The 25,024-nt window shown below is 62.3% G+C and carries 19 protein-coding genes and 2 pseudogenes; 5 read left to right on the top strand and 16 right to left on the bottom strand.

The annotated features are described in order from the left end of the window. Positions 1-36: 36 nt before the first annotated feature. Positions 37-1,176, bottom strand: coding sequence for a PTS fructose transporter subunit IIC (locus NDI85_RS18720; RefSeq protein ID WP_188997748.1), 1,140 nt, complete (start codon positions 1,174-1,176; stop codon positions 37-39). A 242-nt stretch (positions 1,177-1,418) separates the two neighbouring features. On the opposite strand from NDI85_RS18720, the gene NDI85_RS18715 reads away from it, so the two are divergent. After that, positions 1,419-3,398, top strand: coding sequence for an archaea-specific SMC-related protein (locus tag NDI85_RS18715; RefSeq protein WP_310916621.1), 1,980 nt, complete (start codon positions 1,419-1,421; stop codon positions 3,396-3,398). A 54-nt stretch (positions 3,399-3,452) separates the two neighbouring features. Here NDI85_RS18715 and rdfA (NDI85_RS18710) read toward each other — a convergent pair whose 3' ends face one another. The 10 genes and pseudogenes from rdfA (NDI85_RS18710) to NDI85_RS18665 form a co-directional block, all read right to left on the bottom strand. After that, positions 3,453-4,082 (bottom strand): rod-determining factor RdfA, encoded by a 630-nt coding sequence (gene rdfA, locus NDI85_RS18710; protein ID WP_188997744.1) that lies wholly within the window; start codon positions 4,080-4,082, stop codon positions 3,453-3,455. Positions 4,083-4,480: 398 nt separating this feature from the next. Then, positions 4,481-5,776 carry a PQQ-binding-like beta-propeller repeat protein gene (locus tag NDI85_RS18705; protein WP_310916620.1) on the bottom strand — a complete coding sequence of 432 codons (1,296 nt, stop codon included), beginning with the start codon at positions 5,774-5,776 and terminating at the stop codon, positions 4,481-4,483. Continuing rightward, positions 5,769-6,944, bottom strand: coding sequence for a PQQ-binding-like beta-propeller repeat protein (locus NDI85_RS18700; protein WP_310916619.1), 1,176 nt, complete (start codon positions 6,942-6,944; stop codon positions 5,769-5,771). Before NDI85_RS18700 ends, NDI85_RS18705 begins: the two co-directional genes overlap by 8 nt. A 359-nt stretch (positions 6,945-7,303) precedes the next feature. Continuing rightward, a complete protein-coding gene (locus tag NDI85_RS18695) occupies positions 7,304-7,873 on the bottom strand; it encodes a hypothetical protein (protein ID WP_310916618.1) in 570 nt (189 codons plus the stop codon). Beyond that, entirely contained in the window at positions 7,870-8,238 is a 369-nt protein-coding gene (locus NDI85_RS18690) for a hypothetical protein (protein WP_188997737.1), read from the bottom strand. Before NDI85_RS18690 ends, NDI85_RS18695 begins: the two co-directional genes overlap by 4 nt. Positions 8,239-8,339: 101 nt before the next feature. Beyond that, a pseudogene (locus NDI85_RS18685) lies at positions 8,340-8,927 on the bottom strand (IS4 family transposase); the annotation flags it as partial. Positions 8,928-9,217: 290 nt separating this feature from the next. Next, entirely contained in the window at positions 9,218-9,766 is a 549-nt protein-coding gene (locus tag NDI85_RS18680; protein ID WP_310916617.1) for a PfkB family carbohydrate kinase, read from the bottom strand. 51 nt (positions 9,767-9,817) lie between these two features. Further along, complete coding sequence (glpR, locus tag NDI85_RS18675) at positions 9,818-10,582, bottom strand: HTH-type transcriptional regulator GlpR (RefSeq protein ID WP_188997733.1); 765 nt, start codon at positions 10,580-10,582, stop codon at positions 9,818-9,820. A gap of 181 nt (positions 10,583-10,763) precedes the next feature. Continuing rightward, positions 10,764-11,909, bottom strand: a complete 1,146-nt coding sequence (locus NDI85_RS18670) for a PTS fructose transporter subunit IIC (protein WP_188997731.1) — start codon at positions 11,907-11,909, stop codon at positions 10,764-10,766. Between the two features lie 258 nt (positions 11,910-12,167). Then, positions 12,168-12,620 (bottom strand): universal stress protein, encoded by a 453-nt coding sequence (locus tag NDI85_RS18665; RefSeq protein WP_188997729.1) that lies wholly within the window; start codon positions 12,618-12,620, stop codon positions 12,168-12,170. 173 nt (positions 12,621-12,793) lie between these two features. Here NDI85_RS18665 and NDI85_RS18660 point away from each other — a divergent pair, with 173 nt between their 5' ends. Together NDI85_RS18660 and NDI85_RS18655 are read left to right on the top strand one after the other, a co-directional pair. Further along, entirely contained in the window at positions 12,794-13,414 is a 621-nt protein-coding gene (locus NDI85_RS18660) for an aldolase (RefSeq protein ID WP_310916616.1), read from the top strand. A gap of 1 nt (position 13,415) precedes the next feature. Beyond that, a complete protein-coding gene (locus NDI85_RS18655; protein ID WP_310916615.1) occupies positions 13,416-14,534 on the top strand; it encodes a PfkB family carbohydrate kinase in 1,119 nt (372 codons plus the stop codon). Positions 14,535-15,210: 676 nt separating this feature from the next. On the opposite strand, the gene NDI85_RS18650 is transcribed toward NDI85_RS18655, so the two are convergent. The 3 genes from NDI85_RS18650 to NDI85_RS18640 all read right to left on the bottom strand — a co-directional run bounded on the left by NDI85_RS18650 (position 15,211) and on the right by NDI85_RS18640 (position 18,496). Next, positions 15,211-16,245, bottom strand: coding sequence for an ABC transporter permease (locus NDI85_RS18650; protein WP_229783127.1), 1,035 nt, complete (start codon positions 16,243-16,245; stop codon positions 15,211-15,213). A 9-nt stretch (positions 16,246-16,254) separates the two neighbouring features. Beyond that, positions 16,255-17,469, bottom strand: coding sequence for a sugar ABC transporter substrate-binding protein (locus tag NDI85_RS18645; RefSeq protein ID WP_188997724.1), 1,215 nt, complete (start codon positions 17,467-17,469; stop codon positions 16,255-16,257). Between the two features lie 199 nt (positions 17,470-17,668). Next, on the bottom strand, positions 17,669-18,496 hold the full coding sequence (locus tag NDI85_RS18640; protein WP_188997722.1) for an ATP-binding cassette domain-containing protein: 828 nt from the start codon (positions 18,494-18,496) through the stop codon (positions 17,669-17,671). A gap of 815 nt (positions 18,497-19,311) precedes the next feature. Here NDI85_RS18640 and NDI85_RS18635 point away from each other — a divergent pair. Next, positions 19,312-21,315, top strand: a complete 2,004-nt coding sequence (locus NDI85_RS18635; protein WP_310916614.1) for a GH32 C-terminal domain-containing protein — start codon at positions 19,312-19,314, stop codon at positions 21,313-21,315. A gap of 326 nt (positions 21,316-21,641) precedes the next feature. After that, entirely contained in the window at positions 21,642-22,244 is a 603-nt protein-coding gene (gene rdfA / locus NDI85_RS18630) for a rod-determining factor RdfA (protein WP_310916613.1), read from the top strand. Here the strand turns inward: rdfA (NDI85_RS18630) and NDI85_RS18625 are convergent. After that, positions 22,241-24,196: an archaea-specific SMC-related protein gene (locus tag NDI85_RS18625; protein WP_396275595.1), complete on the bottom strand. Its 1,956-nt coding sequence runs from the start codon at positions 24,194-24,196 to the stop codon at positions 22,241-22,243. The two genes, rdfA (NDI85_RS18630) and NDI85_RS18625, sit on opposite strands and share 4 nt — an antisense overlap. Before the next feature lie 462 nt (positions 24,197-24,658). Next, a pseudogene (locus NDI85_RS18620) lies at positions 24,659-24,967 on the bottom strand (alpha/beta fold hydrolase); the annotation flags it as partial. Between the last annotated feature and the right edge of the window lie 57 nt (positions 24,968-25,024).

Raw genomic sequence — 25,024 nt, 5'->3', positions numbered from 1 at the left:
GGGTGTTGCGGTCAGCGCGCTACCGTTCGTCCGTTCTCAGTCGTCGCTCGGCGTCGCGTTCGCCGCTTCCTGTTCGGCCGCGATACGGTCCTCGAAGTCGGGTTTGACGAGCGTCGCGACGGTCGCGGTGACCAGCGAGCCCAGCAGGATGCACCCGAGGAACAGCAGGGGCTTGTTCGACAGCAACACGACGAAGATGCCGCCGTGGGGGGCGGGCATCGTCACGCCCATCGCCATCGACGCGGCGCCGCCGACGGCGCTCCCGGCGACGACCGACGGGATGACGCGGAGCGGGTCGGCCGCCGCGTACGGAATCGCACCCTCCGTGATGAACGAGGAGCCCAGTACGACGCCGCTCTTGGCGTTCTCGTACATCTCGGCCGCGTACTTGTGTGGGGCGATGAAGGTGGAGAGAGCCATCCCGATGGGGGGAACCATCCCGCCGATCATCACGGCGGCCATCGGCGCGTAGATGCCTTCGGTGATGAGGCCCGTCGAGAAGACGTACGCTACCTTGTTGACCGGACCGCCCATGTCGAACGCCATCATCCCACCGAGGACGAGGCCGACGACGACCGCCTGCCCGCCCTGCATCGATTCGAGGAACCCGGTGAGGCCCTGGTTGGCGAGTGCGACGGGCACGCCCAGCACGAACAGCATGATGGGTGTGAGGACGGCCATCGTCGCGACCGGGATGATGAGTACCGGCATCATCGGCTGGAGGAACTCTGGTACGTTGCGGTTCTTGAACCAGCGGGCGACGTACCCGGCCAGCAGGCCGGCGACGATCGCGCCGAGGTAGCCGGCCCCCGCGCCGCCGCCGGAGAGGCCGATGACGCCGGCCGCTTCCTCGATGACTGTGCCCTGCTGGAGGATGTACGCCAGCAGGAAGCCGGGTGCCAGCCCGGGGCGGTCTGCGATGGCGTACGCGATGTAGGCACCGAGGATCGGCACCATGATGGTCAGGCCGGCGACGCCTATCTGGGCGAGGAACCACCCGGCGGAACCGGTGTTCTCGAAGACGGCCTGCGTGTCACCCACCGCGTATGCGACGGCGAGGAAGATGCCACCGATGGTGACGAAGGGGATCATGAACGACACGCCGGTCATCAGGTCCTCCTTGACGGAGGTCACGTGAGCGCGGAGCGCACTTTCGATTTGGTTGCTATCGGACATTGCGAACTACATCGCCAGCGTCGTCAATAGTTGTACATAAAGATTCGCGTTAGTGATTGTTTTAGGGCGCATGTGACCGATTGGAATGGTGAGATAGCTGTTTTTGATCGGTTGGCTGGGCGGCAGATCGGTAAAATAACACGCATATGGCTGTTAGCCTTTCTGTTACGTTCCGTCCGGGAACCCAACTCGCGGTCCGGAGCGCCCCAGTGTTTAAGCGTTACAGTCGCACACGTACGCGTATGGAATCGGCTGGGACCACCGGTGACCAAGCGGCGTTCGACGTCGAGCACATCGGTGGTATCGAATCGGCGACAGTCGAGATACCGCCGGGTGTGACGATACTCGCCGGCCGCAACGCGACGAACCGGACGTCGTTCCTGCAGGCGATAATGGCCGCCCACGGGAGCGACTGGACGTCCGTCAAGGGGAGTGCAGACCGGGGGCGCGTCGAACTGACTGTGGACGGCGAGACGTACACGCGGACAGCTACCAGAACCGAGGACGGGGTCGTTGGGTCTGGCAGCGGCGTACTCTCGGACCCGACGCTCGCGAACCTGTTCGCGTTCCTCCTAGAAGGCAACGAGGCGAGACAGGCCGTCGTCCGCGGCGACGACCTCCGGGAAGTCATCATGCGCCCGGTCGACCTCGCGGCGTTGCGCCGGGAGATACGCGACGCCGAACAGCGGAAGGCGGCTATCGACGACGAACTCGACGCGGTGGCGTCGCTGAAACAGGACCTCCCGGATCTCGAACAGCGACGGGCGACGCTCCGGGACGAAATCGAGGACGTGCGGGACGAACTCCGATCGGTCGAGGCCGACATCGACGACCGGACGCTAGACGCCGAGATAACGCGCCAGAACAAGAACGAACTGGAGACGGCGCTCGACGAACTGCAGGCGACGCGGTCCGAACTCAGGCGCGTCCGGGACGAGATTCAGTCAGAACAGGAGAGTATCAGCGCCCTACGTGACGAGCGAGGGAGCCTCGCAGCGGAACGGGCCAGTCTCACGGACGCCCCGAAAGAACGGCTCGAGGAGGTCAAAGCCGACCTTACCGCGCGTCGCGAGCGCAAGCGTGACCTCTCCGAGTACACGACCCGACTGCAGAACGTCATCAGGTTCAACGAGGAGTTACTCGCCGGTGAACACACCCAGATTGCCGAAGCCATCGGCGCGAAACCGGAGAGCGTCGGCGACATCACCGACCAACTCTACCGCGGATCGAAGACGACCTGCTGGACCTGTGGTTCGCGTGTGAAGCGTGACCGCATCGAATCGACCGTAGAGACGATGCGGACCCACCGGGAAGAGACGCTCTCGGAAATCGACGACATCGAGGCAGCACTGGACGAACTGAGCGCGGAACGCGACGACATCGAGACGGCGGTGAACCGACACGAAGACCTGAGCGAGACGATTGCGGAGATAGACGACGAAATCGACCGCCGTCAGTCGACCGTCGCGGACCTGCGAGACCGGCGCGACAACCTCTCCAGTCGGGTCGCCGAACTCGAAGCCCGTGTGTCCTCGCTACGCTCCGAAGAGTTCGACGAAGTGCTCGACCTGCACACCGAGGCCAACGAACTGGAGTTCGAGTTAGACCGACTTGAATCGGAACTCGACGAGTTGAACGACGAGATAGACGAGATAGAGGCCGAGATCCGTCGGGAGGGGTCACTGGTCGAACAGCGGAAAGACACCGTCGCAGAGCTCATCGACCTGCGGACCCGTATCGACCAACTCGAGAGCGACGCCACCAAGCAGTTCAACGAGCGGATGGACGAGTTACTCGAAATCCTCGGCTACGAGAACCTCGAACGGATATGGCTCGAACGGACGGACCAGCCCACGGACGCCGTCGACCAAATCACGGCCGAGGACGTCGTCGAGGGGTCGACGTTCGAACTGCACGTCGTCCGGAGTTCGGAAGGCGGGACCGTCTACGAAGACACTATCGCCCACCTCAGCGAGAGCGAGCGCGAGGTCACGGGGCTGGTGTTCGCGCTCGCGGGCTACCTCGTCCACGAAGTCCACGAACAAGTCCCGTTCATGCTACTCGATTCGCTGGAGGCCATCGACGCGGAACGAATCGCGGCACTCGTCGAGTACTTCTCGTCCTATCCCACCTACCTCGTCGTCGCCTTGCTCCCGGAGGACGCCCAGGCACTCCGAGACGAGTACCATCGCGTGACCGATATCGGCTATAGTAGCCATTGAAAATCGATGCACTCCCGACCGCACGACGGCGGTGCGGTCGGTGTGTGAATCGTTTCAACTGTTACTATAGTCCTGCTCGCATCGACAGCCACCGCGACGGAGGAGGTCACCGACGCTGAACTGGCCGCCGCAGTCCTGACACAGGAGTTCGACGCTGACGAACACGCGATACTCGCCGACTGTGAGCCGTCCCGCGTTCCGTAACCTGTCCACGGAGTCCCGAACGACGGTTTCGACCCGAGACTGTAACCGGTCGATGCTGTCACGCTCCCGGTCGACCTGTTCGGTGTCGTCACCTCGCTCGTATCTCGCACCGCGAACGTTCGTGAGATAGTGCCGAATTGCCTGATACGTGACGAAGTCGTCTTCCAGACGCTCGACGTCGACGCCGCCGCGTTCGAGTCGGTTTCGCGCTTCGACGCGCTGGCCCGCACTGACGTCGTCGTCGGTCAACAGCCGATAGAAATTGGCTGGCTCGCCGTCGACCACGTCCATCCCGGCCTCGCGAATCGCAGCGACGAGGAGCGCCCGGTTGAATCGGTTGGCGAGCGATCGGAGACTCTGGCGCTCTCGTCCCTCGCCGAGCCAGGCAGCCTCCAGCTCCGAGCCCAGCGGTTCTAAGTCGTACGCTTCGAGGAGCCGTTCGACTTTCGACCGTCTACCTCTACCGGAGTCGTGTCCCATTGTCGGGGCGACGATGCCTCGGGACTAATCAGTTGGTGTCGGTCTGTGTCGTTTCCACGTTTTCACGAACCGGCTCACGGATCTACCGAACGTCGACCGACGCCCGGTAATCGTCGCTGGACTCCCGCACGACGAGCGCCGTCGCCTCAACTGTCCGGCCTCGTCGACGACGGCCACCTGCGGTGGGACGGCCATGCAGAGCCAGTCGTTCGACGTGCCTCGTCGACGCACGCACCGCAGGCACGAGGCGCGCAGTGAGCCACGGCCGGTGAGCGTCCGGGTGATTTCGTAGTATCCTCAACTGATGATGTCGTGGGTATCCTGGTCAGAGACCGCACTCGCATTGGTGGCAGGACACCCAATTCCGGCTGAGGAACGAGAGAGCCGATACCGCCGTGTCACCCAGTCGGGAGCCGTGCCAGTCCACCGGTGTCGCGGTAAGAAACGTACAACGCGCCATCGGCCGTTGCCACGCCGATGCGATAGGACTCTGGATCGTATTGCCACCGACGCGACCCGCTGACAGGATCGTAGGCGGCGAGTTCGTGGCCGCTGGCTACAACGAGGACGTCACCGACACGCTTCAGCGCCTCCACCGTTCCGCCGATTGCGATGTCGGTCGTCGTCTGCCATCGCCGGGTGCCATCGAGGGCGAAGGCGTCCAGCCGGACGAGGATGCCGCCGTCGGGGTCGTTGACCGAACTCGCAACGAACACACCGTCTGGAGTCGCCGTCACTGTCTCGAGTTCGTACCCGACGTTCCGACGCCACTGAACGGGTCCGTCATCGCGGTTGATGGCGACAAGCTCGTCCGCGCGGTCGTCACGGGCTGCTCGCACGTAGACATGCTCGCCAAGCCAGAGCGGCGGCCCAAAGTGGCTGATCACCTCGCCGGTCACTGCGGTCTCCCACAGGACGTGCCCATCGCGGGCCCGGCGCATCCGCACGGTGGAATTGCGGACCGTCACGATCCGGTCGCCGGCAGCGACGACGTGGGGATAGGCATCACGGGCTGGTGATTCCCATAGCACCTCGCCTGTTGTTAGAGAAAGGGCAACCAGCTTTGTGTCCCTGTTCGTGTTTGTAACGGGAACGATACTGGCCGACTCACTGAGCGTAGGATACGGATACCTCCGCCCCGACTGCTGGAAGCGGCGTGTGCCGTCGCGCGCATCGTAGCCGGTGACCGTCTCTCCGACTGGATCGATGCCGACCAGCAGCGAGCCTTGCCGACCGAGCCAGCCGGTTCGGGCTTGCCCCTCCACGTGCCATCGTTCGGTACCCGACAGGCCGACTGTGTAGAGGTCTCCGTCGGTGCTGTGGACGTGGACCGGGCCGCCCGACGTCGGGACAGCTGGTCGTGCCTCGATTGGACCACCGGTCTCGAAAGTAAAAGCCCGCTCCCCGTCAGCGGTGAACGCGTGGAGTCGCTTATCCTGTCCACCAACGACGACGTGGTCGGCAGTCGCGGCTGGTGGGCCTGCGGCCACGGCAGCCGAGAAGTCATGCTCCCAAAGCGGTTGCACACCGGACGTCACTGACTGCAGGCTGCACCCAGCCAGCGCGAGCGTCCCCGCCGATGCGAGCGACGCGAGCGTCTGGCGGCGCGACCAGTTTCGGCCGTCCTGTCGTTCGCCTGCATCCCGTGATGGGTCGTGCGTATCGGCAGTGGCGTCGGTGTCGCGTTCACGCATCGTTTATGGCCTCCGGAGCGACCCGTGTCAGGCCGAACGTGTGTCCTAGGTAGACGGTCTCGCCGGCCGCGTGTGCCCATTCGACGCTGCCGCCGTCCTCGAAGGGTCTGCCCTCGAGCGGGATTGTCCGGACACGCGTGCCGTCCTGCTCGTGGATGTAGAGCACGGTCGGGCTGAACGGGATGGTCCCGCTCGGGCCGCGGATACGGTGGGTTCCGCCGACCAGCGTCACCAAGCGGTCGCCGACCTGCATCGGCCCGTGGGTCACGGCGTTCCCGAGGTCATCACGCCATACCTGCTGGCCTGAGGCGACGTCGAACGCCCGGAGGGTGTAGTCGGCGCCACCAACATACACGCGCTCTTCGGTCACTAACGGTCGTGTGAATACGGTGTTGGCAAGCGACCCGCGCCAAGCGACGCTCCCGCTCGCGGTGTCCAGCGCGAGTAGTTCCTCTGTGGCGGCGCCGAGGTATGCGGTCCCATCAGCGGCTCCCACGGCTGACAGCGCAGCACCGAGCTCCCGAGTCCATTCGACGGTCCCAGTCCGGTCGAGGGAGAGCACACGGCCGTCGACCAAGGGTGCAATCACGCCACCGGACGTCGCGCCGGGAGCACCCGACAGCGACGCGGGCAGGGGATGGGTAAAGAGCGTCTCACCGTCTGCACGGGCGACTCCAACCAACCGGTCTGGCACGTCATCTTCGGTGCCGGAAATTGGGACCACGATTCGGTCGCCAAGGGGAATCGGGGCAAACTCGACGACCCCGGGGTCGGCATCGTCGATCGGCGCGAGCGGACGCTGCCAAACCGTGTCACCAGTGGACGCATCGACAGCAACCATCGTTTCGGCCTTCGAGATGGCGTAGGCCCGCCCGTCACCGACGCCGATGGGCGATTTCTCGCCTTTCGCGACCGTCACCGTCCAGGTGCTCTCACCGGTCTGAATATCCAATCCGGCGACGATTGGTCGATCTCGAAACGGACTGTGCGATCCGGCAATGAGATGACCGGCGCCGGTCGTGGCGACGGACGAGGGTTTGCGAAGTCCCGTATACCACGATCGCCGGATTGGGGGCGACCTTTCACCACGGAGACCGGCACAGCCGGCGAGGCCGCCGACGACGCCGGCGAAGACGCCGAGGGCATCACGGCGTGTCATGGAGGGCATGTATCGACCGTTACAATAGCCATTATATCAGTCTTATTTTTCAGGAGACACGTGTGCTGAACCTGGCGAAACGACATGCCTCTGCGTGTCCTTACCCGCTGCGTTCGCGAGCCCGCTATCGGACGGGATCGAGACCGCGACAATCCGGAATGGTCGGTCGCGAGCCACGCGGAGGTCCCGCGAACGCAGTGAGCGGGGCGGGCCGGATCGTCACACCTGTTCAGCTGGTGGCGTCGCCCGACGAACCAGCTACTGCCCTGACGGACTCAGAAAGGGCGCGGCCGAGGGCTTTCAGGAGTCGTCGCTGGCGCTGGGTGTCCGGCGTTGTAGCTCGTGGATGACGGTCACTCGAAGACCGGTTACGCGTCGAGGCGCTGGAGCAATTGCGTAACGTAGGGACTGTTCTCCCAGCTGCGGTGTGGACTGATCGTCGTGATCAGCGTACGAGCCTCTTCGTGGCTCAGATGCCGGTTCCGGGCGTACTCCACGATGAGTCGCGGCGTCGGGACGATCCGCGGCCCCTGTAGCACGGCGTGAATCAGTGGGAAGTTCGTCCCACCGAACTCGTCGGTAAGAAACCCGTCGACGTCGAGCGCGTTCGCGAGGACGATCCCATCGGTTTCGCCGTCGTCGAGGCCGAACGTCGGCCGCGAGTCCGGCGTCTCGTCGCGGTCGTAGGGGTCCTCGATCGTGTAGTGACCCCGAGCCGCAAGAACGTTGTTCGCAGCCGCGGCGTGGCTGTCCTGATACTGCGTGATGTCACGGAGCTCTGTCACGACTTCCGGTGGCACGAACACGTCACAGGAGGTGAGGAGAAACTGGAACGGGTCCGGAGTATCGGTGTCGACGCCTGCATCAGCTCGGGGTACAGCGAGACTGACGAGCGCGCTGGTGTCGGCGACGATCGTTCGCAGTCGCCGGCCGCTCATCGCTCGTCGTCGGCTGTGGGCTCGACCGCCGTCGCGTCGCCATCGTAGACGTCGACGTCGTCAGGGGCAGCGAGATCGAGTGGCTCGTCTTCGAGGTCCGCTTTGAGCAGACGGAGGCGCTGGGCGGTCTCGGCACCGACCAACTGCTTGACCGTCTCGAATTCGAGTTGACCGTCGTAGTACTTCGTCGCGACCAACTCCTGAAACGTCTCGCTGTCGGCTGTGTCTTCGATGTACTCGCGAATCGCCTCGACGAGCAGATCCGTCCGATCCTTGTCGAAGAGTTCCGCAATCGCGTCCAGCCGGTCGACGAGATACTCCGGCGACTGGAAGTGAACCCGCCGGGGGTCGTCGCTTGTACTCATACTATGTGCAAGTTCTGCACATAGATGCATAACGGTTTCGGCGTATGCACAGAGCTTGCACATCAGAGTGCTTGGAATAGGACTCGGTCCCGCCTGTCTCAGCCGTCGTTCTGGTCAATACAGTCGAACAACCAGAAACCGTAGAAGCCGAGGTCAAGCAAGACGAGTGCGCCAGCTATCCACTCAACGGTGGGTAGCTGGCTTCTCTCTTGTGCTTTCCCGTCGGTTGTCTGGAACCGTGTCGGGAGGCCGGTTGAGAGAGGTTCAGTGAGATGGAGTTTCAGCCCGGCCTGGTCATCTCCGGTGGCTGCGTAGACGTCGGCGGCATCTTGATAGAGGGAGATGATGGTTGCATCTACGATGAGGACGTTTCGAACGCGTTCGAGACGTCCATTCAGGTCGTCTTGGCCAGTATCGAGATCCTCGCTGGCGTCATCGAGAATCTCTCCAAGGAGTGCGACGAAGGCTGGTGAGAACCAACCGTGGAAGGTTGAGTAAGAGGGGTCGTTGCAGTCAGCCATTTCGAGGAAGCGTTCGAGAAATGCCTGAATGGAACGGTCTGATCCAGCAGCGAAGCCGAATGAGAGCGTGTAGAGCAGCGCAACAGCGTCGAACTTCCGCTCTCGTTGGACGAGATTCGTTGCGCGAGCGCGCTCGTGCAACTCGTCGGAAGGAAACGCTCTTTGAATCCGGTGGCGCGTAAGTCACACTTGCCACCGGGTTTTCTCAAACTGGTAGCTCCAACGGTATCTAATCAGGAGACTGCGCGGCCGTTGGCGTTAAACTAGAACGGATGGCTTCCCAAGAGCGTAGGTTCTAATCGAGGTATTATCGCTTCCGACGGCCGTTACGCTCCCACAATGCCGACAATATTCGCGTATTTGACGATGCGTTTGTCTTTATAACGCTTTTATTGGCGTACATCTCCAATATGGCTCGATAATGTGGGATATTTGGTTCTATATCCCTCGAAATATATTCATTCTCGGCGCGGGCGGGCATCGTCAACGGGTTCCACGACGACTGTCTCGGCGAGTGATTGGAGCTCACGGAGCGGTAGGACTCTGGTTTCGTGTTCGGTGACGGCGAAGGATCCGACGGCGACAGCCTGTGAGAGTGCCGTCGAATCGTCGGCGCTATTGTCAAAAGCGGCGAGGAGGCCCGCGAGCAACGCGTCTCCGGCGCCGACGGTGTCGACGACTTCGACGGACGGCGCTTCTGCGTGGTAGGACTCGTCGGCTCCCACGAGGACGGCGCCGTCGCCGCCGAGGGAGACGGCGACGCGTTCGAACCCCGAGTGACGCAGTTCGCTCGCAGCGGCGACGACGTCCGCGATGGATTCGAGGGGACCGTCGACGGTCACGGCGAGTTCCGATTCGCTGGGATTGCAGAGGCTGTAGTCGCCGTCGAGGCTCTCAGGCGTATCACCGCCCACGTCGACGGCGGTATCGCACCCGCCAGCCTCGGCCACACTGCCGACGATACCCGCGTCGAGTCCCGGAAGGGAGGCTCCCGTCGACCAACGCATCGGATAGCGTAACCGTGTGGTCGACGGTGGGATTTCATGTGACGGTCAGTATCATCGGGACACCTCGACCACGGTCGTTGCTGCGTCATCGAACGCACCGTACACGGCGGCATCGTCGAGCCTATCGGTGACGAAGAGGTCGACGTCTTCGAGTCTGGCGAAGCGGACGAAACTCTGCTGGTTCACCTTCGAGCTATCGGCCACGAGGACGACCCGAGACGCGGCCTCGACGATTCGGGACTTCACCTCGGCTTCGTCTTCGTTCGGAGTCAGGAGCCCGGCTTCGGGGTCGATACCGTTCGTGCCGAGAAAGAGCAGGTCGAATTTCGTCCGGTCGACGAATCGCTCCGCACTCGGCCCGACGCAGGCGCGGGTCTCCTCGCGGAGCGTCCCACCGGTGAGCTTCACTCGGAAATCGTTTTCTCCGAGGGTGTGGGCCTGCAGAGGGGAGTTCGTGACCGCGACGAACGAGTCACTGGGATCGATACGTTTGGCGATCTGCATCGTCGTGGTGCCGGCGTCGAAGAAGACGACTTCGCCGCATCGAATCTCTTCGACGGCCCGTTCGGCGATGGCTCGTTTCTGTTCGAGATGCTGTACCTCCTTCTGGCTGAACGACTGCTCGCTGGCCAGCGCGGTCGCGGGAACGGCGCCGCCGTGAGACCGCTCGATTCGACCCTCCTCTTCGAGTTCTCGGAGGTCACGGCGGATGGTAGCCGTCGAGACATCCAGTTCCGCGGCGAGAGTCGCGGCCTTGCAGCCGTCCTGTTCCGTTACGCGTTCGACGATGAGTCGTTTCCGTTTCTCTGGTAGCATGGTCGTCGTCTGAGTGCGAGAGCGGCGACAGCACCAGTCCACGAGCGACTGAGACCGCGACAGTCGCGCCAACGCGGTGGCCGATACGGCGGTGTTGTGAACACCAGCTGAAACGGATTACGGTGCCATCGACAGCTCCCAGCGGTCAGTTATTGTGCCGATACAACTCGTCTCTTCACGGTCAGGACAACATCGCCCACGTGGAGGAGGCGTCCTCGTCGTCCTCGCACCCCGAGTCCGGTTTGAGACCGGTCACCGTGCCAGCGGTGACCAGCGACCCCAGCAGGATGATACCGAGAAACGTGAGCGGTGCGTTCGAGAGCGGCACGACGAAGATGCCGCCGTGAGGCGCGGGCATCGTGAGACCTACGCCCATCGCGAGGCTGGCGGCGACGGAACTCCCGGCGACTATCCCCGGGATGACCCGAAGCGGGTCCGCGGCGGCGTAGGGAATGGCCCCCTCCGTGATGAACGAGGCGCCGAGGATGACGCCACTCTTGGCGTTCTCGTACATCGCGTCCGGGTACTTGTGCGGGGCGACGACAGTAGCGATGGCCATCCCGATGGGCGGCGTCATGCCTGCGACCATCACGGCGGCCATCGGTTCGTAGATGCCGACTCTGAGCAGGTCGAACGCGAAGAGGTAGGCGACCTTGTTGACCGGGCCGCCCATGTCGAAGGCCATCATCCCCCCGAGTATCGCACCGACAATCATCGCCCTGCCGCTTTGGATGTCCACCAACGACCCCTGCAACCACTGGTTGACGACGGCCCCAGGCACGCCGATACAGAAGAGGACGACCGGAAACAGGGCGATGACCGTCCCCGCGGGCGTAATCATGACTGGCATCATCGGTTTGATTGCGTCGGGGACGTCGAGTCCGCGGATGCGGCGGACGACGTAGCCGACCAAGAGACCGACGGCGAGCGCCCCGAGATAGCCCGCCTCGGCCATCGCCGTCGGGAAGCCGACCGCTTCCCCGGCCGCTTCCAGAACCGGCCCCTGCTGGATGATGTACGAGAGGATGAATCCCGGTGCGATTCCCGGCCGGCCCGCGATGGAGTAGGCGACGTACGCTCCGAGGACCGGCACCATCAGTGTCAGACCCGCCGTCCCGAGTTGCGCGAGGAACCACCCGACCGACCCGGTCGCCTCAAAGACGCTGACGGTGCCGCCGCCGAAGAACGTGGCGTACGCGAACGCCATCGCCAGCAACAGTCCGCCCGTCGTGACGAATGGGACCATGTACGAAACCCCCGTCATCAGGTCCCTGCGGACCGACGTGAGATGGTTTCGCAAGGCCCCCTCCAGATATCGTTTCGACATTTCCTACAGGTAGCCAATACGTCATGCATTATAATATTTTGGAGATTGCGCATTGATGAGTGTTCGTGTCCGGAACCAACGGGATTTTCACAGAAGTGTGCAAGGATGTCGGTTCTCAGAGCGGGTTGACCGAAAGACGACGCTACGATAGGCCATCGACGATCCGGCCGAACGGCGCTGAAAATGAACACTGGACGGCGCGGGAACACAGCGCAAGCTAGTCGATGCGACGAACCCCGCGAGAAATCACTCCGCGAGTCAGACGAGGTCCGTCGTGACGGTTCCGTCGAAGTTCAGAAGAAGCGACTGGACGTAATCACCGAACAGCGCCTTTCCCGTCGGCGTCCGTCGGTCTCCGACGAGGAACAGGTGGTCACAGTCGTACTCGTCGGCTATCGTCAGGACACTCTGGGCGTGGCCCGAACTGGGAACGACGGAACACGCAGTCTCGTAGTCGACGTCGACGTCGGCCAACTCCTCCGAGGCCACCCTATCGAGGAACCGGTGGATGTTGTCGATTGCATCGGCGCTACCCGGGCCGGGACCACCGACTGACGTCTCGGGGTTCTCGACGACAGATCCGATGTCTTCCTCGGTCGCCTCGGCGTACAGGACGATGTCTGCACCGACGCCGGCGGCGAGTTCGCCTGCCTCTCTGACCATCGATTTGCTACTGTCGCTGTCACTGACGACGACGAGCGCACGTTCCATACGGGAGCTGTATCGGTCATCACTAATAAAGCATGGGGCAGGGGTGCTCACCGGTGAGTGAAGGCGGGCGCGACATTGAGACGCTCTCGGGCGGACGGAGACGGAGTCAGTTCACTGAGGGCCCGTCGTGACTACCGTAATATATTACCGAGAGAGGTGAGACGGGCGGGTATATGTGTTCGCTGACAGACAGCCCTATGGCTCGTAACGGCAAGACCATAATCCTGGCCCACGACCACGGGACCGAAATCGGGCCCAGCGGCTTCGAAGGAGTCGAAGAGCGCCTCGACCCCCGGGAAGTGTTCGAGATGGCCAGACACGACGCGGTGACGGCACTCGGCATCGGGAAGGGCCTGACCGAGACGTACTACCCCAGTTACGAGGACGACGTGGCCCTGCTGGCGAAGCTCAACGGCACGTCCAGCCTCTGGTCCGGGGAGCCGTACTTGCCGCAGAACTGGTCGGTGGAGTACGCTGCCGAACTCGGAGCCGACGCTATCGGCTACACCATCTACCCCGGGTCGAACCGCGAACCAGAGATGTTCGAGGACTTCCGCTGGGTACAGGAGCACGTCGTGAAGGCCGCTGCCGACGTTCTGCTCGTCCTCAGTGGCGGTGCAAAAGTCGACGACCGGGCCTTCCTCGAACTCGTCGAACGTGTCGTTGACGCCGGTGTCCGCGGCCTCGCCGTCGGCCGCAACGTCTGGCAGCGCGAGGACCCCTACAGGATGCTCGACGCTCTCGAACGGGTCGTCTTCAAGCAGGAACCGGCCGCCGTGGCGCTCGACGGGTAAGATGACCGAGACCAACCCCGACGCGGCGACGGTGTCCGCCGTCCGTTCCTGTCGAGATGCGCTCCCACCCACCCCTGCTGGTGGCGACGTAGTCTTCGGGTTCGACGGCTACGTCGACACCGTGAGGCAGGTTCGGACGGACATAGACGGGGAGACGACCGAACCGCTGGAATCGCTGGCGGCGCTCCGGGACCGCATCGGTGACGCGGTGGCAGCCGACAGTTCTCTCGCGCTGGACTGGCACGACCGCGGGAGGCGTGCGGGCGGGCACGTGTGCCACCTCGCGCGTGCGTGGGACAGATTGGAGTACGACCCGACCCTCCTCGGAATGCTCGGGAAGCCACAACTCCCGCTGTTCGACGACGAGTTCGGCCACCTCGAAACCCACAGCCTCGGCGAACCCGGCTACACAGACGCGATGGAGTTCGAGGACGGGAAGTTGATGCTCAACGAGGAGGGAGACATACGCCAGTTTGACTGGGAGACGCTTACGTCAACCCTCGGACGCGAAACCCTCGTCGATGCCATTGACGGGACGGAACTGTTCGGCATTGGGTACTGGGCCATGGCCCCGCGCCTCCCGAGTGTCTTCGACGGCCTGCGGGACGACGTCTGGCCGTCGCTCACCGACCCACCCGGGCACGTCCTCCTCGACCCGGCAGACATCAGGAAACTAAACGGAGACACCGTCGAAGCGATGGTCGAAGCGACTGAGCGATTGGACGACGTGGCGACGGTAACTCTGTCGGCGAACAGAGCGGAGACACGGGCACTCGCCGACGCCCTCGGGAGGTCGCAGACTGACGACCCGACCAGAGCGGTGTTCGATGCTGTGGACGTCAGTCGGGTCGTCACGCACGGCGTATACGAATCACGCAGCTTCACAGCTTCAGATACCGCCAGCGTCGCGGTGTCACCTGTCGCTGACCCCGAGATGACGACCAGCGCCGGCGACCACTTCAACGCCGGTCTCTCTTTCGGACTGGTCGGGGGGTTCGACGACGCGGAGGCCCTCGTCGTCGGCAACGCACTGGCACGACAGTTCGTTGTCACCGGGACGACGCCGACATACGGCGACCTAACCGAGGCCGTCGAGTCCTATCTCGGACAGTTCGACTGACGGCATCGGTAGCCGGGACCCCTTCCATTTATGTGCGCCGTTTGGTAGCCACCCTCATTCCCAGCATCTGAGATAACATCAGTACCGATGTTATTCAGGGTGCGTTTGTGTGCGAACGTGCCGGTCGTAGACGAAGGTGGTCAGGGCGAACCGAGGGACGTCCGAGTCTCGGAGAGCGGATTCCCTCGAGAACGCGTCTGCGTCACTCCGAGTCCGACGGTCTGGATGTGCGTTCCTGAGCGGATCGCAATCGAGCCACCTGAGGTGCCGATTTCTGGACCGTCGGTCGACCTGTCGTGTGGCGAATCCAGCGGGAGCGGTGGCTCGTCGGTTCTCGAACCGACCGACTGTCTTTGGCGAACCAATACGACGGCCGACTACCGGGGGAGAGACGAACACACAGCCAGTGGAAGACTGTTGAGCGATCGGTCCCTCAGTAAGAACAGACCACAGTACTGCGTGTCACGACAGCGGGAAGCCCGCGTCGCGGCGGTAAACTATAGTAGCCATTGAAAACCAATGCACACCTGACCGCACGACGGCGGTGCGGTCAGTGTGTGAATCGTTTCAATTGTTACTATAGCGGCGCTATCCAGTAGGTCGGAAGAAGAGGGTGCAACGTGACCGGGGCGCCGTACAGCGTCCGGCGATCTCGACTCTGCAAACGGCGTTCGGGCTAGAGGTCCGAGAGTAGCCGCTCTCGGTACCTGCCGACGAAGGTGTACAGCAGGATGGCCGAGAACAGAATCACACCATTGACCGTCTGAACTATCTGTGGCCCGACGTTCAGCATCACGAGACCCGCACTGATAGTCCCGAGCAACAGGACCCCGCCCAACGCGTTCAGGACGTTCCCGCGGCCGCCGAACAGGCTGATGCCGCCGATGACCGCCGCCGTGAACGCCGGGAACAGCTGTGCCGTCCCGAGCGTAGGCGTGGCACCCCCGGTGAATCCGGTCAGGAGGAGGCCACCCGTCGCCGCGAGCAGTCCGGAGACGACGTAGACGCTGATGACCACCTTGTCGACGTTGATACCCGCCTCACCCGCCGCCTCCTTGTCGCCACCGACCGCGTAGATGGCGCGGCCGAACCGCGTCTTCGTCAGCCACGCGAACACGGCGACGAACAGCGCGAACATGAAGAAGACGGCCACGGGCATCGGCTTGAACAGCGGCAGGTCGACCGTGGCTCCGCCGAGATACGTGAACGTCCCGGGGAGGTTGAATATCGACGTCGAGGAGAGCACGAGGATGCCCCCCTCGAAGATGATGAGCGTCGAAAGCGTCTGCAGGAACGGGTTCACCCCGAACTTGCTGATGAAGAAGCCGTTCAGGAACCCGATGAACGCGCCGACGCCGAGGACGACCGCGATGCCGACGACGCCCGGCGTACCCGGCGCCCACTGGGTGAGAAACAGCGACCCGGACATCGCAGAGAAGCCCGCTATCGAACCGACCGAGAGGTCGAAGTGGCCGCTGATGAGACAGATACCCTCCGCGAGCGTTATCGCACCGAGTCCCGCGCTGGTGTAGAGCAGGAACCGGATGTTCCTGTAGTCGGTGAATATCTCGGGGAGCAGCGCCGAGAAGAACAGGAACGAGACGAACAGGATGGGCCAGATGAGGTTGTCCATCAGGAACAACAGCATCCGGGTCCTGTCGGTGTCGCGGAGGTCCTCGACTGATGACGACAGGTTGGTCAGGGTACTCATTGTCTCCAGTTACTGTTGTTCCTGATAGCGGCGCGCGATGTTCCCGTAGAGATACGGTTCGAGCGCGTTGTCCTCGGTAATCATCGCGTGACTGGCCTTGAGCCACGGGAACCACGTCTGGTCGTTCGACTCGAACTCGGTCATCGGTGCAGGGCCCCAGAAGTTGTTGCTCCACGGGTTCACGCCGAACACTTCCTTGTCCTCAACGGTGAGGTTCTCGCCGGGCGTGACCGTCGACCCGACCTGTGGGAGGGCGTCCTGCCCGCCGTCGAGATACTTCACCATCAGTTCGATGGTCATGGGCGCGTAGAAGTGAAGCGGCTGGTCGATGGCGAAGTCGTAGTAACCGGCCTCGATGCGTTGGTTCAGCGTCGGACCGCCGTCGATACCGAAGGCCATGACGTGGCCGTCCTCGTCTTTCTTCTTGTACCGGTCGAGTTGCTGGAGGGCCTGCAACGCGCCCATCCCGCTCCCGACGTTGTTCGAGTAGATGGCGTCGACTTCCGGATTGGCACGGAGCGCGTTCACCATCTTCGGCGTCGTCTCCTCGGGCGTCCCGTTGCTCTCGACGCGCGAGACGACTTCGACGTTGTCCGGCAGGTTCTCGGTGAACCCGTACAGACGCTGCTGACTCGTCGGCGCAGAGAACGTGAACACGCTGGTGACGACCTTCACGTCTTGGTCGGCCATCCCGCGCTCGTTCAGCATCTCGGTGAAGCGTTCGGCCGCGACTTCGCCGCCGCGACGCTGGCCGAACATGTTGCCGAGGACGATGTCTTCGCTGAGTGTTGCCGTGTCGAAGTTCATCACCGGAACGTCCTGTTCGGCAGCACGCTCGGCGATAGACGCCGAAGCCTCACCCGATGCCGGGTTGAGCAGGATGCCATCTACGTCCTGATTCAGCAGGTTAATCGCCTGCTCCGTCTGCTTGGACGGTTCGAACTGCGCGTCGGTGATAGTCACCTCGACGTTGTCCATGTCTTCGGTGTACCACCGGCCGGCCAGACCTTGGACGAACAACCCGGCCTGTCCCATCCCCTTCATGGAGATGCCGAAGTGGTAGCTGTCGTCGCCACCCCCGCCGGCGCTCCCTGTCGACGCGCCGTCACCGCTGTTACTGTTCGAGCCGCCGTCCGAGCCCCCGCTGGACTCCAGACAGCCGGCCGCACTGAAACAACTGGCCGCACCTATCCCTCTCAGGAGATTACGTCTGCTAACTCGCATGGCTAGTATGGGATGTGTTCCCGAGAAGAGAATGATGGTTAACTATACTTAACCTTTTCTAACTATCGTTGACAACGGGGACGGCCCCGGCACCGACCCTCGCCAGAACCATGTCGAAGACGCTGTCGTTCGGCGTCTGTCGCTGCTACGGGTATGGTCTCGACGGCAAAAGGTGTTCGACGGGGACAATCGCGGCGGACTACGCAGTCGAGGAGGACGTGGCGGACTCTGAGCCCGCCGTCTGTTCATCGGCGTCCGTGTCGTCGCCGAGGACCGACTGGCCGCTAATCATCATCGAGACGATGTCGTCTCGGGTGACTTCCTCGGTATCGACGACGTCGACCACGCGCCCGTTGAACAGGATGGCGATGCGGTCCGTCCACGAGAATATCTCCTCTAGGTTGTGGTCGATGATGATGACCGAGTGGCCGTTCTCCTTGAGCGTGAAGACCAGTTCCTCGACTTCGTTGACCGCGGCCTTCGAGAGCGCAGAGGTCGGTTCGTCCAGCAGGACGATGTCGGGGTCGGTCACCAGCGCCCGTGCGATAGCGATGGCCTGGCGCTCCCCGCCCGAGAGGTACTCGACCGGCGTCTCTGGGTCCACGTGGATGTTCAACCGTTCCCTGAGGATGCGCTCTGCTTCCTCGTTCATGTACTCTTCGTCGAGGACGGGAATCAGCCCGCCGATTTTCTTGATGGGGTTCCGACCCAAGAAGAGGTTCGAGGCGACCGACAATTCGTCGACCAGCGCGAGGTCCTGATAGACGGTTCCGATGCCGAGTTCCCGGGCCGCTTTTGGGTTCTCGATGGTGACCGGATCGCCGTCGTAGCGGATCTCCCCGGCATCCGGTTGGTGGATGCCGACGAGCGTCTTGATAAGCGTCGACTTGCCGGCGCCGTTGTCGCCGACGAGGCCGAGCACTTCGTTGTCGCCCAGTTCGAGGTTCACTCCCGAGAGTGCCTCGACTGTGCCGAACCGTTTCTCGATACCGTCTACTGCTATGAGCGGGGTGTCGTCGTTGGTCATATCGTACGCTCCGTGTGCTACCACGTACCCCAAACAGACTGGAAAATGATATAAATAATTATCGGTGACGCCTCGGCTATCGGCCGAACATATCGACCCGACCGGAAGTAGTGGACTTCATTATAAGGCCGAAATCGGAATCCTCGAGCGCTAATGAGGCAGCTATTTCGCTGTCGATTAATTACCGTGCTGGTGCGTCATGCGACAGCAGTTGACAACCAGAAGCAGTACGCTGGAGTCCACAACAAATGAACGACGAGATAGCGACCTACTTCCGCCGGAGCGTACTCCAGTCGTTTTCGGCCTATCGGATGCGAGCCATCTGGGACCACTCGACGACGACCGGTCTGGCGAACCATGACGGATAGACGCAACCCCCCGCTACGGCGACGTGGCCGCCGACGAGGCGCTCTCGTTCGAGGGCGTCGTGGAACGCCATGGAGAACGTGGCAGTGGGACGCCGACCACGGGACCGGGTGTGACCGGCCGAAACAGTACCGATCGCTGACAGCGACCAGACGCACCGAGTCGACGATAGCGCCCACGCCCGGCGCCGCCCCGCTCTATCTCGCGCCATCCGCCGCGGTACGCCCCGACGACTGCCGCGACGGCACGACGGTCTCCGCACCAGCCGTACGCGTTCGGTATCCGACGAAGCATCGGCACCCTATCGAACCGAACGGACCGTAAACAGCCGTTGGAACGCCGGTTGTGGGTAGCGTTCCGAAACAATTATTAATGCATGTTTATATCCTTCGTGTGGCCGCCAGTAACATGGCAAATACTCACAATCGAAAGGCCACGACCAGCTATCAATGACAGACAAAACTCACGACCCGGCACGGCGTACAGATTCCGCAAGCACCCTCCGTCTCGGTCGCCGTAGCCTCCTCAAGAGCATCGGCGCGGGCCTCTCAACGGCAGTCCTCGGCGGCGTCCTCGGCGACGAGACGTCGATCGTCGAGACTGCGAGCGCCGACGGCCAACCGTACCGTCCGGACTACCACTTCTCGCCCGACGACGGATGGATGAACGACCCTAACGGGATGGTGTATCACGATGGTACCTACCACCTGTTTTATCAGGCCGGCGAGAACCGACGGCGGTGGGACCACGCGACCAGTACAGACCTCGTCGACTGGACGGAACACGGGACGAAGATTCCCGACACCAGTTCCATTCAGGCGTACTCGGGGGGCGCAGTCATCGACGAGAACAACACGTCCGGGTTCGGGACTGACGCACTGGTCTGCATGTACACGGGCCGCCACGACGACGAGACGCAAGACCAGCGCCTCGCGTACAGCACGGACGGCGGCGATACTGTCACGAAGTACGCGGGCAACCCCGTCATCGATACGAACCACAACGACTGGCGCGACCCCAACCCGTTCTGGTACGATCCCGCCGGCGAGTGGCGCATGACCGTCGCTCGCGTCAGTTCGACTACCTACGACGGGACCACCTATCCCGCCGGTATCGAGATTTGGCGCTCCCCGGACCTGAAGAACTGGACGTACCTGAGCACCTACGAGTCCGGTGGCGCTGGCTGGGAGTGTCCGGACCTCTACGAACTCCCCGTCACGAACACGGGCGAGCGTCGGTGGGTGATGACCATCTCCGTCGAGTGGGACCACGTCGAACACCACATCGGCCACTTCGACGGAACGACGTTCACCGTCGAGAACACGGTGTACGCCAACGACGGCTGGGACTTCTACGGTGGCCAATCGTGGGACAACGAACCGGCCACCGACGACCGGCTCAGCCTCTCGTGGATGAACCACTGGGACTACGCGCTGGACACGCCGGACAACGGGTGGAAGGGAGCGCAGTCGTTCCCCCAGCGCCTCGAACTGTACGACACCGGGTCCGGAATCGAACCGCGCCAGCGACCCGACAGCGCGCTCGAATTGGCGCGTGAAAACCAACTCGCAAGCCTGAGCGGCGAGCCGATTTCGTCGTCGGACGACCCACTCGCCGGCACGAACGTACAGGGCCAGCGACTCGAGATCCTCGCTACCATCGACCCCGGCGATGCCGATTCCGTGACGCTCGGGGTGCGCGAGGGCGATAGCGAGACGACTCGCATCACCTACGACGCCGTCAACCCCGAACTCGTCTTCGACCGCAACGACTCGGGCGTGTACTTCGGGAACACGAACAAGGACATCGCCAGCGGGCCGATGGACCCGCTAAGCGACGGGACGATACAGCTCCGAGTCCTCGTCGACCGAAGCCTCGTGGAGATATTCGGCAACGACGGCCGGTTCAACATGTCGAACCAGATATTCCCGCAGGAGGACAGTATCGGAACCTCGCTGACGGCTAGCGGTGGGACCGCCACGCTCGAGAGTCTCACGGCCTACGGGTTCGAACCCGGACTGGTCGACGGCGCGACCTACCGCATCGAGAACTACAACAGCGCGAAGACGCTCGAAGTCCGAGACGCGGGGACCGGCGACGGTGACCGCGTCCAGCAGTGGGACTGGCTCGGCTACGACCACCAGAAGTGGGTCGCGCACGAAGTCGCCTCGGGCGTCTGGCGGTTCGAGAACGTCAACAGCGGGCGGGTGCTGGACGTCGAGAACGCCTCAACCGAGCAAGGGGCGTACACCATGCAGTGGGAGTGGTGGGGTGGCGACAATCAGAAGTGGGCCGTCGAGGAAATGTCAAACGGCCTCTACCGCCTGCAGAACGTCAACAGCGGGTGGTACTTGGACGTCGAAGACGCGTCGACAGCCGACGGCGCGAACGGGATGCAGTGGGAGTGGTGGGGCGGTGACAACCAGTATTGGCGGTTCGAACGCCTCGACTGAGCGAGGGCGGAAACCGCAATCCCAACTCGTGCGGACCGGACGTTCGCTCCCGATCGGCCACGCCTAGTGAGCGTTCGTGAGCGAAGATAGCAGTTCGTGTCTCTCGTTACCCGCAATCGTGTGTCGCTACGCGGACGGACCTGTTCGTCCCGGCGAAGCCTCGAATCCACCAGCCTACAGGACTACTCGGAGTCGAGTACTAACTTTCGGCGTGAATACGCTCGAAACAAGCGGTCTATGCGGCCCGGTTCTGGTCCGGTACTCGACCCAATCGCTCACGAACGAAAGCCGGAACTGCTAACAGGCCAATACGACAAGACCACCATATGCCCACGGACGACGCGCCCACGACGAAGGTCGGCCGACTCATCGATGTGTACGACCTCGACGGACTGGGACCCGAGCTGGAAGCGCACTGGACCAGCGAGGGCGACGCCCGTAAGAGCCTCCGCGACCTCGCCGACCTGTTCAACAAGGAACTGCTCCGGGCCGAGATGCGCGACAACGACATGGCTCCCGTCGACAGCGATGTCGACACCTACTACGAATTGCTCACCAGCGATGACGTGAGTGCCGGCCGAGCGACCGAGGCACGTCGAGACCTCGAACAGGAAGGTATCGATGTCGCAGAACTGACCGACGATTTCGTCACCTATCAGGCCGTCCGCGGATACCTCCAGAACGTCCGCGGGGCGAGTTACGAACAGGCCGACGACGCTGAACAGGTGGCCAAGGAACAGCAACAGCTCGAACGGCTCGTCACGCGGACGCAAGCAGTCAGCCGCGAGAAACTGGACCGCCTGCGGAAGACGGATCGAATCGACCTCGGGACCTTCCGCGTGTTCGTCGGCATAAATATTTTTTGTGAGACCTGTGGCTCCCAGTACGCCGTCGACGAACTGCTTGAAAACGGTGGCTGTGACTGCTAGATTTCCGTGACCCGGTTGTAGTCCGAGGGGAGCGCCTGTGCGTCCTCCGGCAGCAGCGCGACCACGAGATAGTCGGCGTACTCGGCGAAGTACTCGACGAGGGCGGCGATACGCTCCGAGTCGATCGCTTCGAGCGAGTCCATGAGCATGAACGGCACCGTCCCGTGCAGGTCGTGGACCAGATACCCCGCGAGCGCGAAGATGAGGCCGGTCACTTCCCGTTCGCTCTCGCTGAGGTGGGCGATAGTGTCCTCGTAGGCTGCCCCCGTTTCGGTGCTGCGAACGACGTGGAGTTCGAACCTCGTCTCCTCGACGGTCTCGTCATCCGTCGACTCCGAAGCGGTGAGTCGCTCTATCCATATCCGGTTGAGGTTGTCGTACTCGAGGATGTCGAGTACCTGTTCCATGTGGTGGTTGAACTGCTCGACGGCCTCCGTCTCTATCTGCTCGATGCGGGTTCGAAGGTCCTCGAGATCGTCGTTCAGTTCGGACCGACGCTCGCGCAGGTCGTCAGCATCTGCGATTCGATCCTCCGTGTCGGCTATCTCCTCGGAAATCGACTCGAGTTCCGATTCGAGAGTTTCGATGTCGAACTCCAGTTGATTCGCTTCCTTGTGGAGTTCGAGCACTTCGTCGAAATCTTCCGCACGCAGACTCTCGACGTCCGCCTCTAGCGTCTCGATGTCAGACGTCAGCTCGGAGCGCCTGTCACGGAGTTGCTGGAGGCGGTCGGTGCGTTCGGCGAGTTCCGCCTCGATGCGGTCCAATTGGCTGTCGATTTGACTCCGCCGCTGACGTTGCTGTTCGAGGGCTCGTTTCCGTTCTTTCAGGTCCTCGAGTTCGCTCTCGATGGACCGAATGTCGGCGAGTTTTTCCTGTCTGTACCGCTGGAGTTGGTCGAGCGTCTGGTCGATGTCACTCTTCTCGACGCTCGACCCGCAGGTCCAGCACGTGACCTCCTCCCGACGCTCGATGAGTTGACTGGTGATGTCGCCCATCGTCTCTGGGTCGCTCTCGATGGCGTTCAGGACGGCGCTGTCGGCGTCGTCCAGCATCTCCTCATTGAACGTAATGACGCTCTGAAGGTCGCTAATTTTGGCGTTGAGGTCCCGTTTCTCCGCTCGAAGTCGTTCGATGCGAGCGTCGACGTCTGAGTCGTCGCCCTCCACTGCAGACATCAGGTCCCCTCGCTCGGCCTCCAACTCTGTTCGTTCCTGTTTGAGGGCGGCGACGCTCTGTTCCTGTTTGTCGATGTCGTTGCGGACGTCTTTGAGCGCGCTCCGGCGGTCTCGTAGTTCCGTCAGTTTCGCTTCGAGGCGGTCCTGTTCCTTGTGAGACTCTTCGATTTCCGTACTCGTTCGGTCGATTTCCGCTTCCAAATCGGACAGTTCCAACCGCTTCGAGTCGATGCGCTCCCGGAGTTCACTTCGCTGTTGTTCGAGGTCCGGGAGGTCCCGCTTCAGTGACTCTATCGTCGCGAGTTCGTCGTTTATCTCCCGTTTCGCGTCGACCACTCGCCGTATTTCGGCCCGTATTCCCTCGATGTCGACGGGTTGCATGATGAGGTCGTGGAGGTCGTCGCTGCGCGCGACGGCCCTGCGGGCCTCGTTCGTCTCCAACAGGAACGCAAATAGCTCCGCGACCGACGGGTCGTCGAGAAGGCCGTCGCCGCGACAGATGACCTCTCCGTCCGACGTTCTGGAAAACTGGCGTTCGTAGGTCTCGCCCTGGTGTGTCAGTCGGACGAAGCCCTCGTCCGCGTCACACTTCAACGTCGCCCAGTCGCTCCCCATTGCGGCCATTATCGACTGGAGAAATGACGTTCTGTTGGTCGCGTTCTTCCCCGGGAGCACAGTGACGCCCACAGGTATCTCGACCGTCGTCTCCTCTATCCCCCCGACGTGCTCGACCTCGAACCGCGCCGACCGATCCGACTTCGCTCCCTCTTTCATCGTCGCTGTGTTGTGTGTTCCCATACAAATACTTTTTTATCGTTCCGGGAGGAAATAACATCGGTACCGGTGTTATACAGTAGCGTTCGTCCGGTCGCCTCGGCGTGACGGAACGCATCTCGATCCGGGTCGGAATCCGTCGCTATACTCGGTAGGGTCGAGATTTAGGTGCTACACTTCGATATACAACTACAAATTGCGCCACCAGTCCGAAAATTACGTTCTAGCCGCCATATCCGAGTGTACAAACATACATTGTGACATCAGTTCCGGTGTTCTGTTTCAAATTGGACTATAACGCCTCTAAAGTCGGCTATTTTGGTTGTAAATTTAGTAACGGATTAGATTCTTCGGGTGGGCCACCCTTCTCGAGAAGCGTACGAGCTAGGGAGCCATCGAGTTCGTGAGTTCTCCGAACCGGAGTGAACGAGATGTGTGATACGACGATCACTCGCCCGACACCCACGAAACGAGAGCGCCCAACGACCATCCAACGAGGACGACATCCTCGAGGTCTCGGTGTTCGAGGAAGGTGTGAATATCGCGGGCGTATTGGGCGACGATGTGGCCCAGTTCCGTCTTCTCCGATCGGCCGTGCCCCCTGAAATCGACAGCGACCCCGCATGTCTCAGCGTCTTTCTCGCGAACGATTTGGACTGATTCCCCCGACTGAAGTGAAATCGCTTCGTCTCGACAGCTAGCCTTTAGCACAACAGTCCCGGAACAGTCCGAATGCACGTCTACTTCGAGTATCTGCGTTCCCGCACACATCGATGGCCAACAACCGGGCTCCGAATCTCCTGGTGAGTGTGTCTCCGTTTCAGCCCC

The sequence above is a fragment of the Haloarcula sp. S1AR25-4 genome (assembly GCF_031624555.1).
GTDB classification, from domain to species: Archaea; Halobacteriota; Halobacteria; order Halobacteriales; family Haloarculaceae; genus Haloarcula; species Haloarcula pellucida.
This window is presented reverse-complemented; position numbering and strand designations above follow the sequence as displayed.

What these genes read in the sequence shown, in the direction of transcription:
- NDI85_RS18720 (WP_188997748.1), bottom strand. Translation starts at nt 1,176, where the DNA reads ATGTCCGATAGCAACCAAATCGAAAGTGCGCTCCGCGCTCACGTGACC.
- NDI85_RS18715 (WP_310916621.1), top strand. Translation starts at nt 1,419, where the DNA reads ATGGAATCGGCTGGGACCACCGGTGACCAAGCGGCGTTCGACGTCGAG.
- rdfA (WP_188997744.1), bottom strand. Translation starts at nt 4,082, where the DNA reads ATGGGACACGACTCCGGTAGAGGTAGACGGTCGAAAGTCGAACGGCTC.
- NDI85_RS18705 (WP_310916620.1), bottom strand. Translation starts at nt 5,776, where the DNA reads ATGCGTGAACGCGACACCGACGCCACTGCCGATACGCACGACCCATCA.
- NDI85_RS18700 (WP_310916619.1), bottom strand. Translation starts at nt 6,944, where the DNA reads ATGCCCTCCATGACACGCCGTGATGCCCTCGGCGTCTTCGCCGGCGTC.
- NDI85_RS18695 (WP_310916618.1), bottom strand. Translation starts at nt 7,873, where the DNA reads ATGAGCGGCCGGCGACTGCGAACGATCGTCGCCGACACCAGCGCGCTC.
- NDI85_RS18690 (WP_188997737.1), bottom strand. Translation starts at nt 8,238, where the DNA reads ATGAGTACAAGCGACGACCCCCGGCGGGTTCACTTCCAGTCGCCGGAG.
- NDI85_RS18680 (WP_310916617.1), bottom strand. Translation starts at nt 9,766, where the DNA reads ATGCGTTGGTCGACGGGAGCCTCCCTTCCGGGACTCGACGCGGGTATC.
- glpR (WP_188997733.1), bottom strand. Translation starts at nt 10,582, where the DNA reads ATGCTACCAGAGAAACGGAAACGACTCATCGTCGAACGCGTAACGGAA.
- NDI85_RS18670 (WP_188997731.1), bottom strand. Translation starts at nt 11,909, where the DNA reads ATGTCGAAACGATATCTGGAGGGGGCCTTGCGAAACCATCTCACGTCG.
- NDI85_RS18665 (WP_188997729.1), bottom strand. Translation starts at nt 12,620, where the DNA reads ATGGAACGTGCGCTCGTCGTCGTCAGTGACAGCGACAGTAGCAAATCG.
- NDI85_RS18660 (WP_310916616.1), top strand. Translation starts at nt 12,794, where the DNA reads ATGTGTTCGCTGACAGACAGCCCTATGGCTCGTAACGGCAAGACCATA.
- NDI85_RS18655 (WP_310916615.1), top strand. Translation starts at nt 13,416, where the DNA reads ATGACCGAGACCAACCCCGACGCGGCGACGGTGTCCGCCGTCCGTTCC.
- NDI85_RS18650 (WP_229783127.1), bottom strand. Translation starts at nt 16,245, where the DNA reads ATGAGTACCCTGACCAACCTGTCGTCATCAGTCGAGGACCTCCGCGAC.
- NDI85_RS18645 (WP_188997724.1), bottom strand. Translation starts at nt 17,469, where the DNA reads ATGCGAGTTAGCAGACGTAATCTCCTGAGAGGGATAGGTGCGGCCAGT.
- NDI85_RS18640 (WP_188997722.1), bottom strand. Translation starts at nt 18,496, where the DNA reads ATGACCAACGACGACACCCCGCTCATAGCAGTAGACGGTATCGAGAAA.
- NDI85_RS18635 (WP_310916614.1), top strand. Translation starts at nt 19,312, where the DNA reads ATGACAGACAAAACTCACGACCCGGCACGGCGTACAGATTCCGCAAGC.
- rdfA (WP_310916613.1), top strand. Translation starts at nt 21,642, where the DNA reads ATGCCCACGGACGACGCGCCCACGACGAAGGTCGGCCGACTCATCGAT.
- NDI85_RS18625 (WP_396275595.1), bottom strand. Translation starts at nt 24,196, where the DNA reads ATGAAAGAGGGAGCGAAGTCGGATCGGTCGGCGCGGTTCGAGGTCGAG.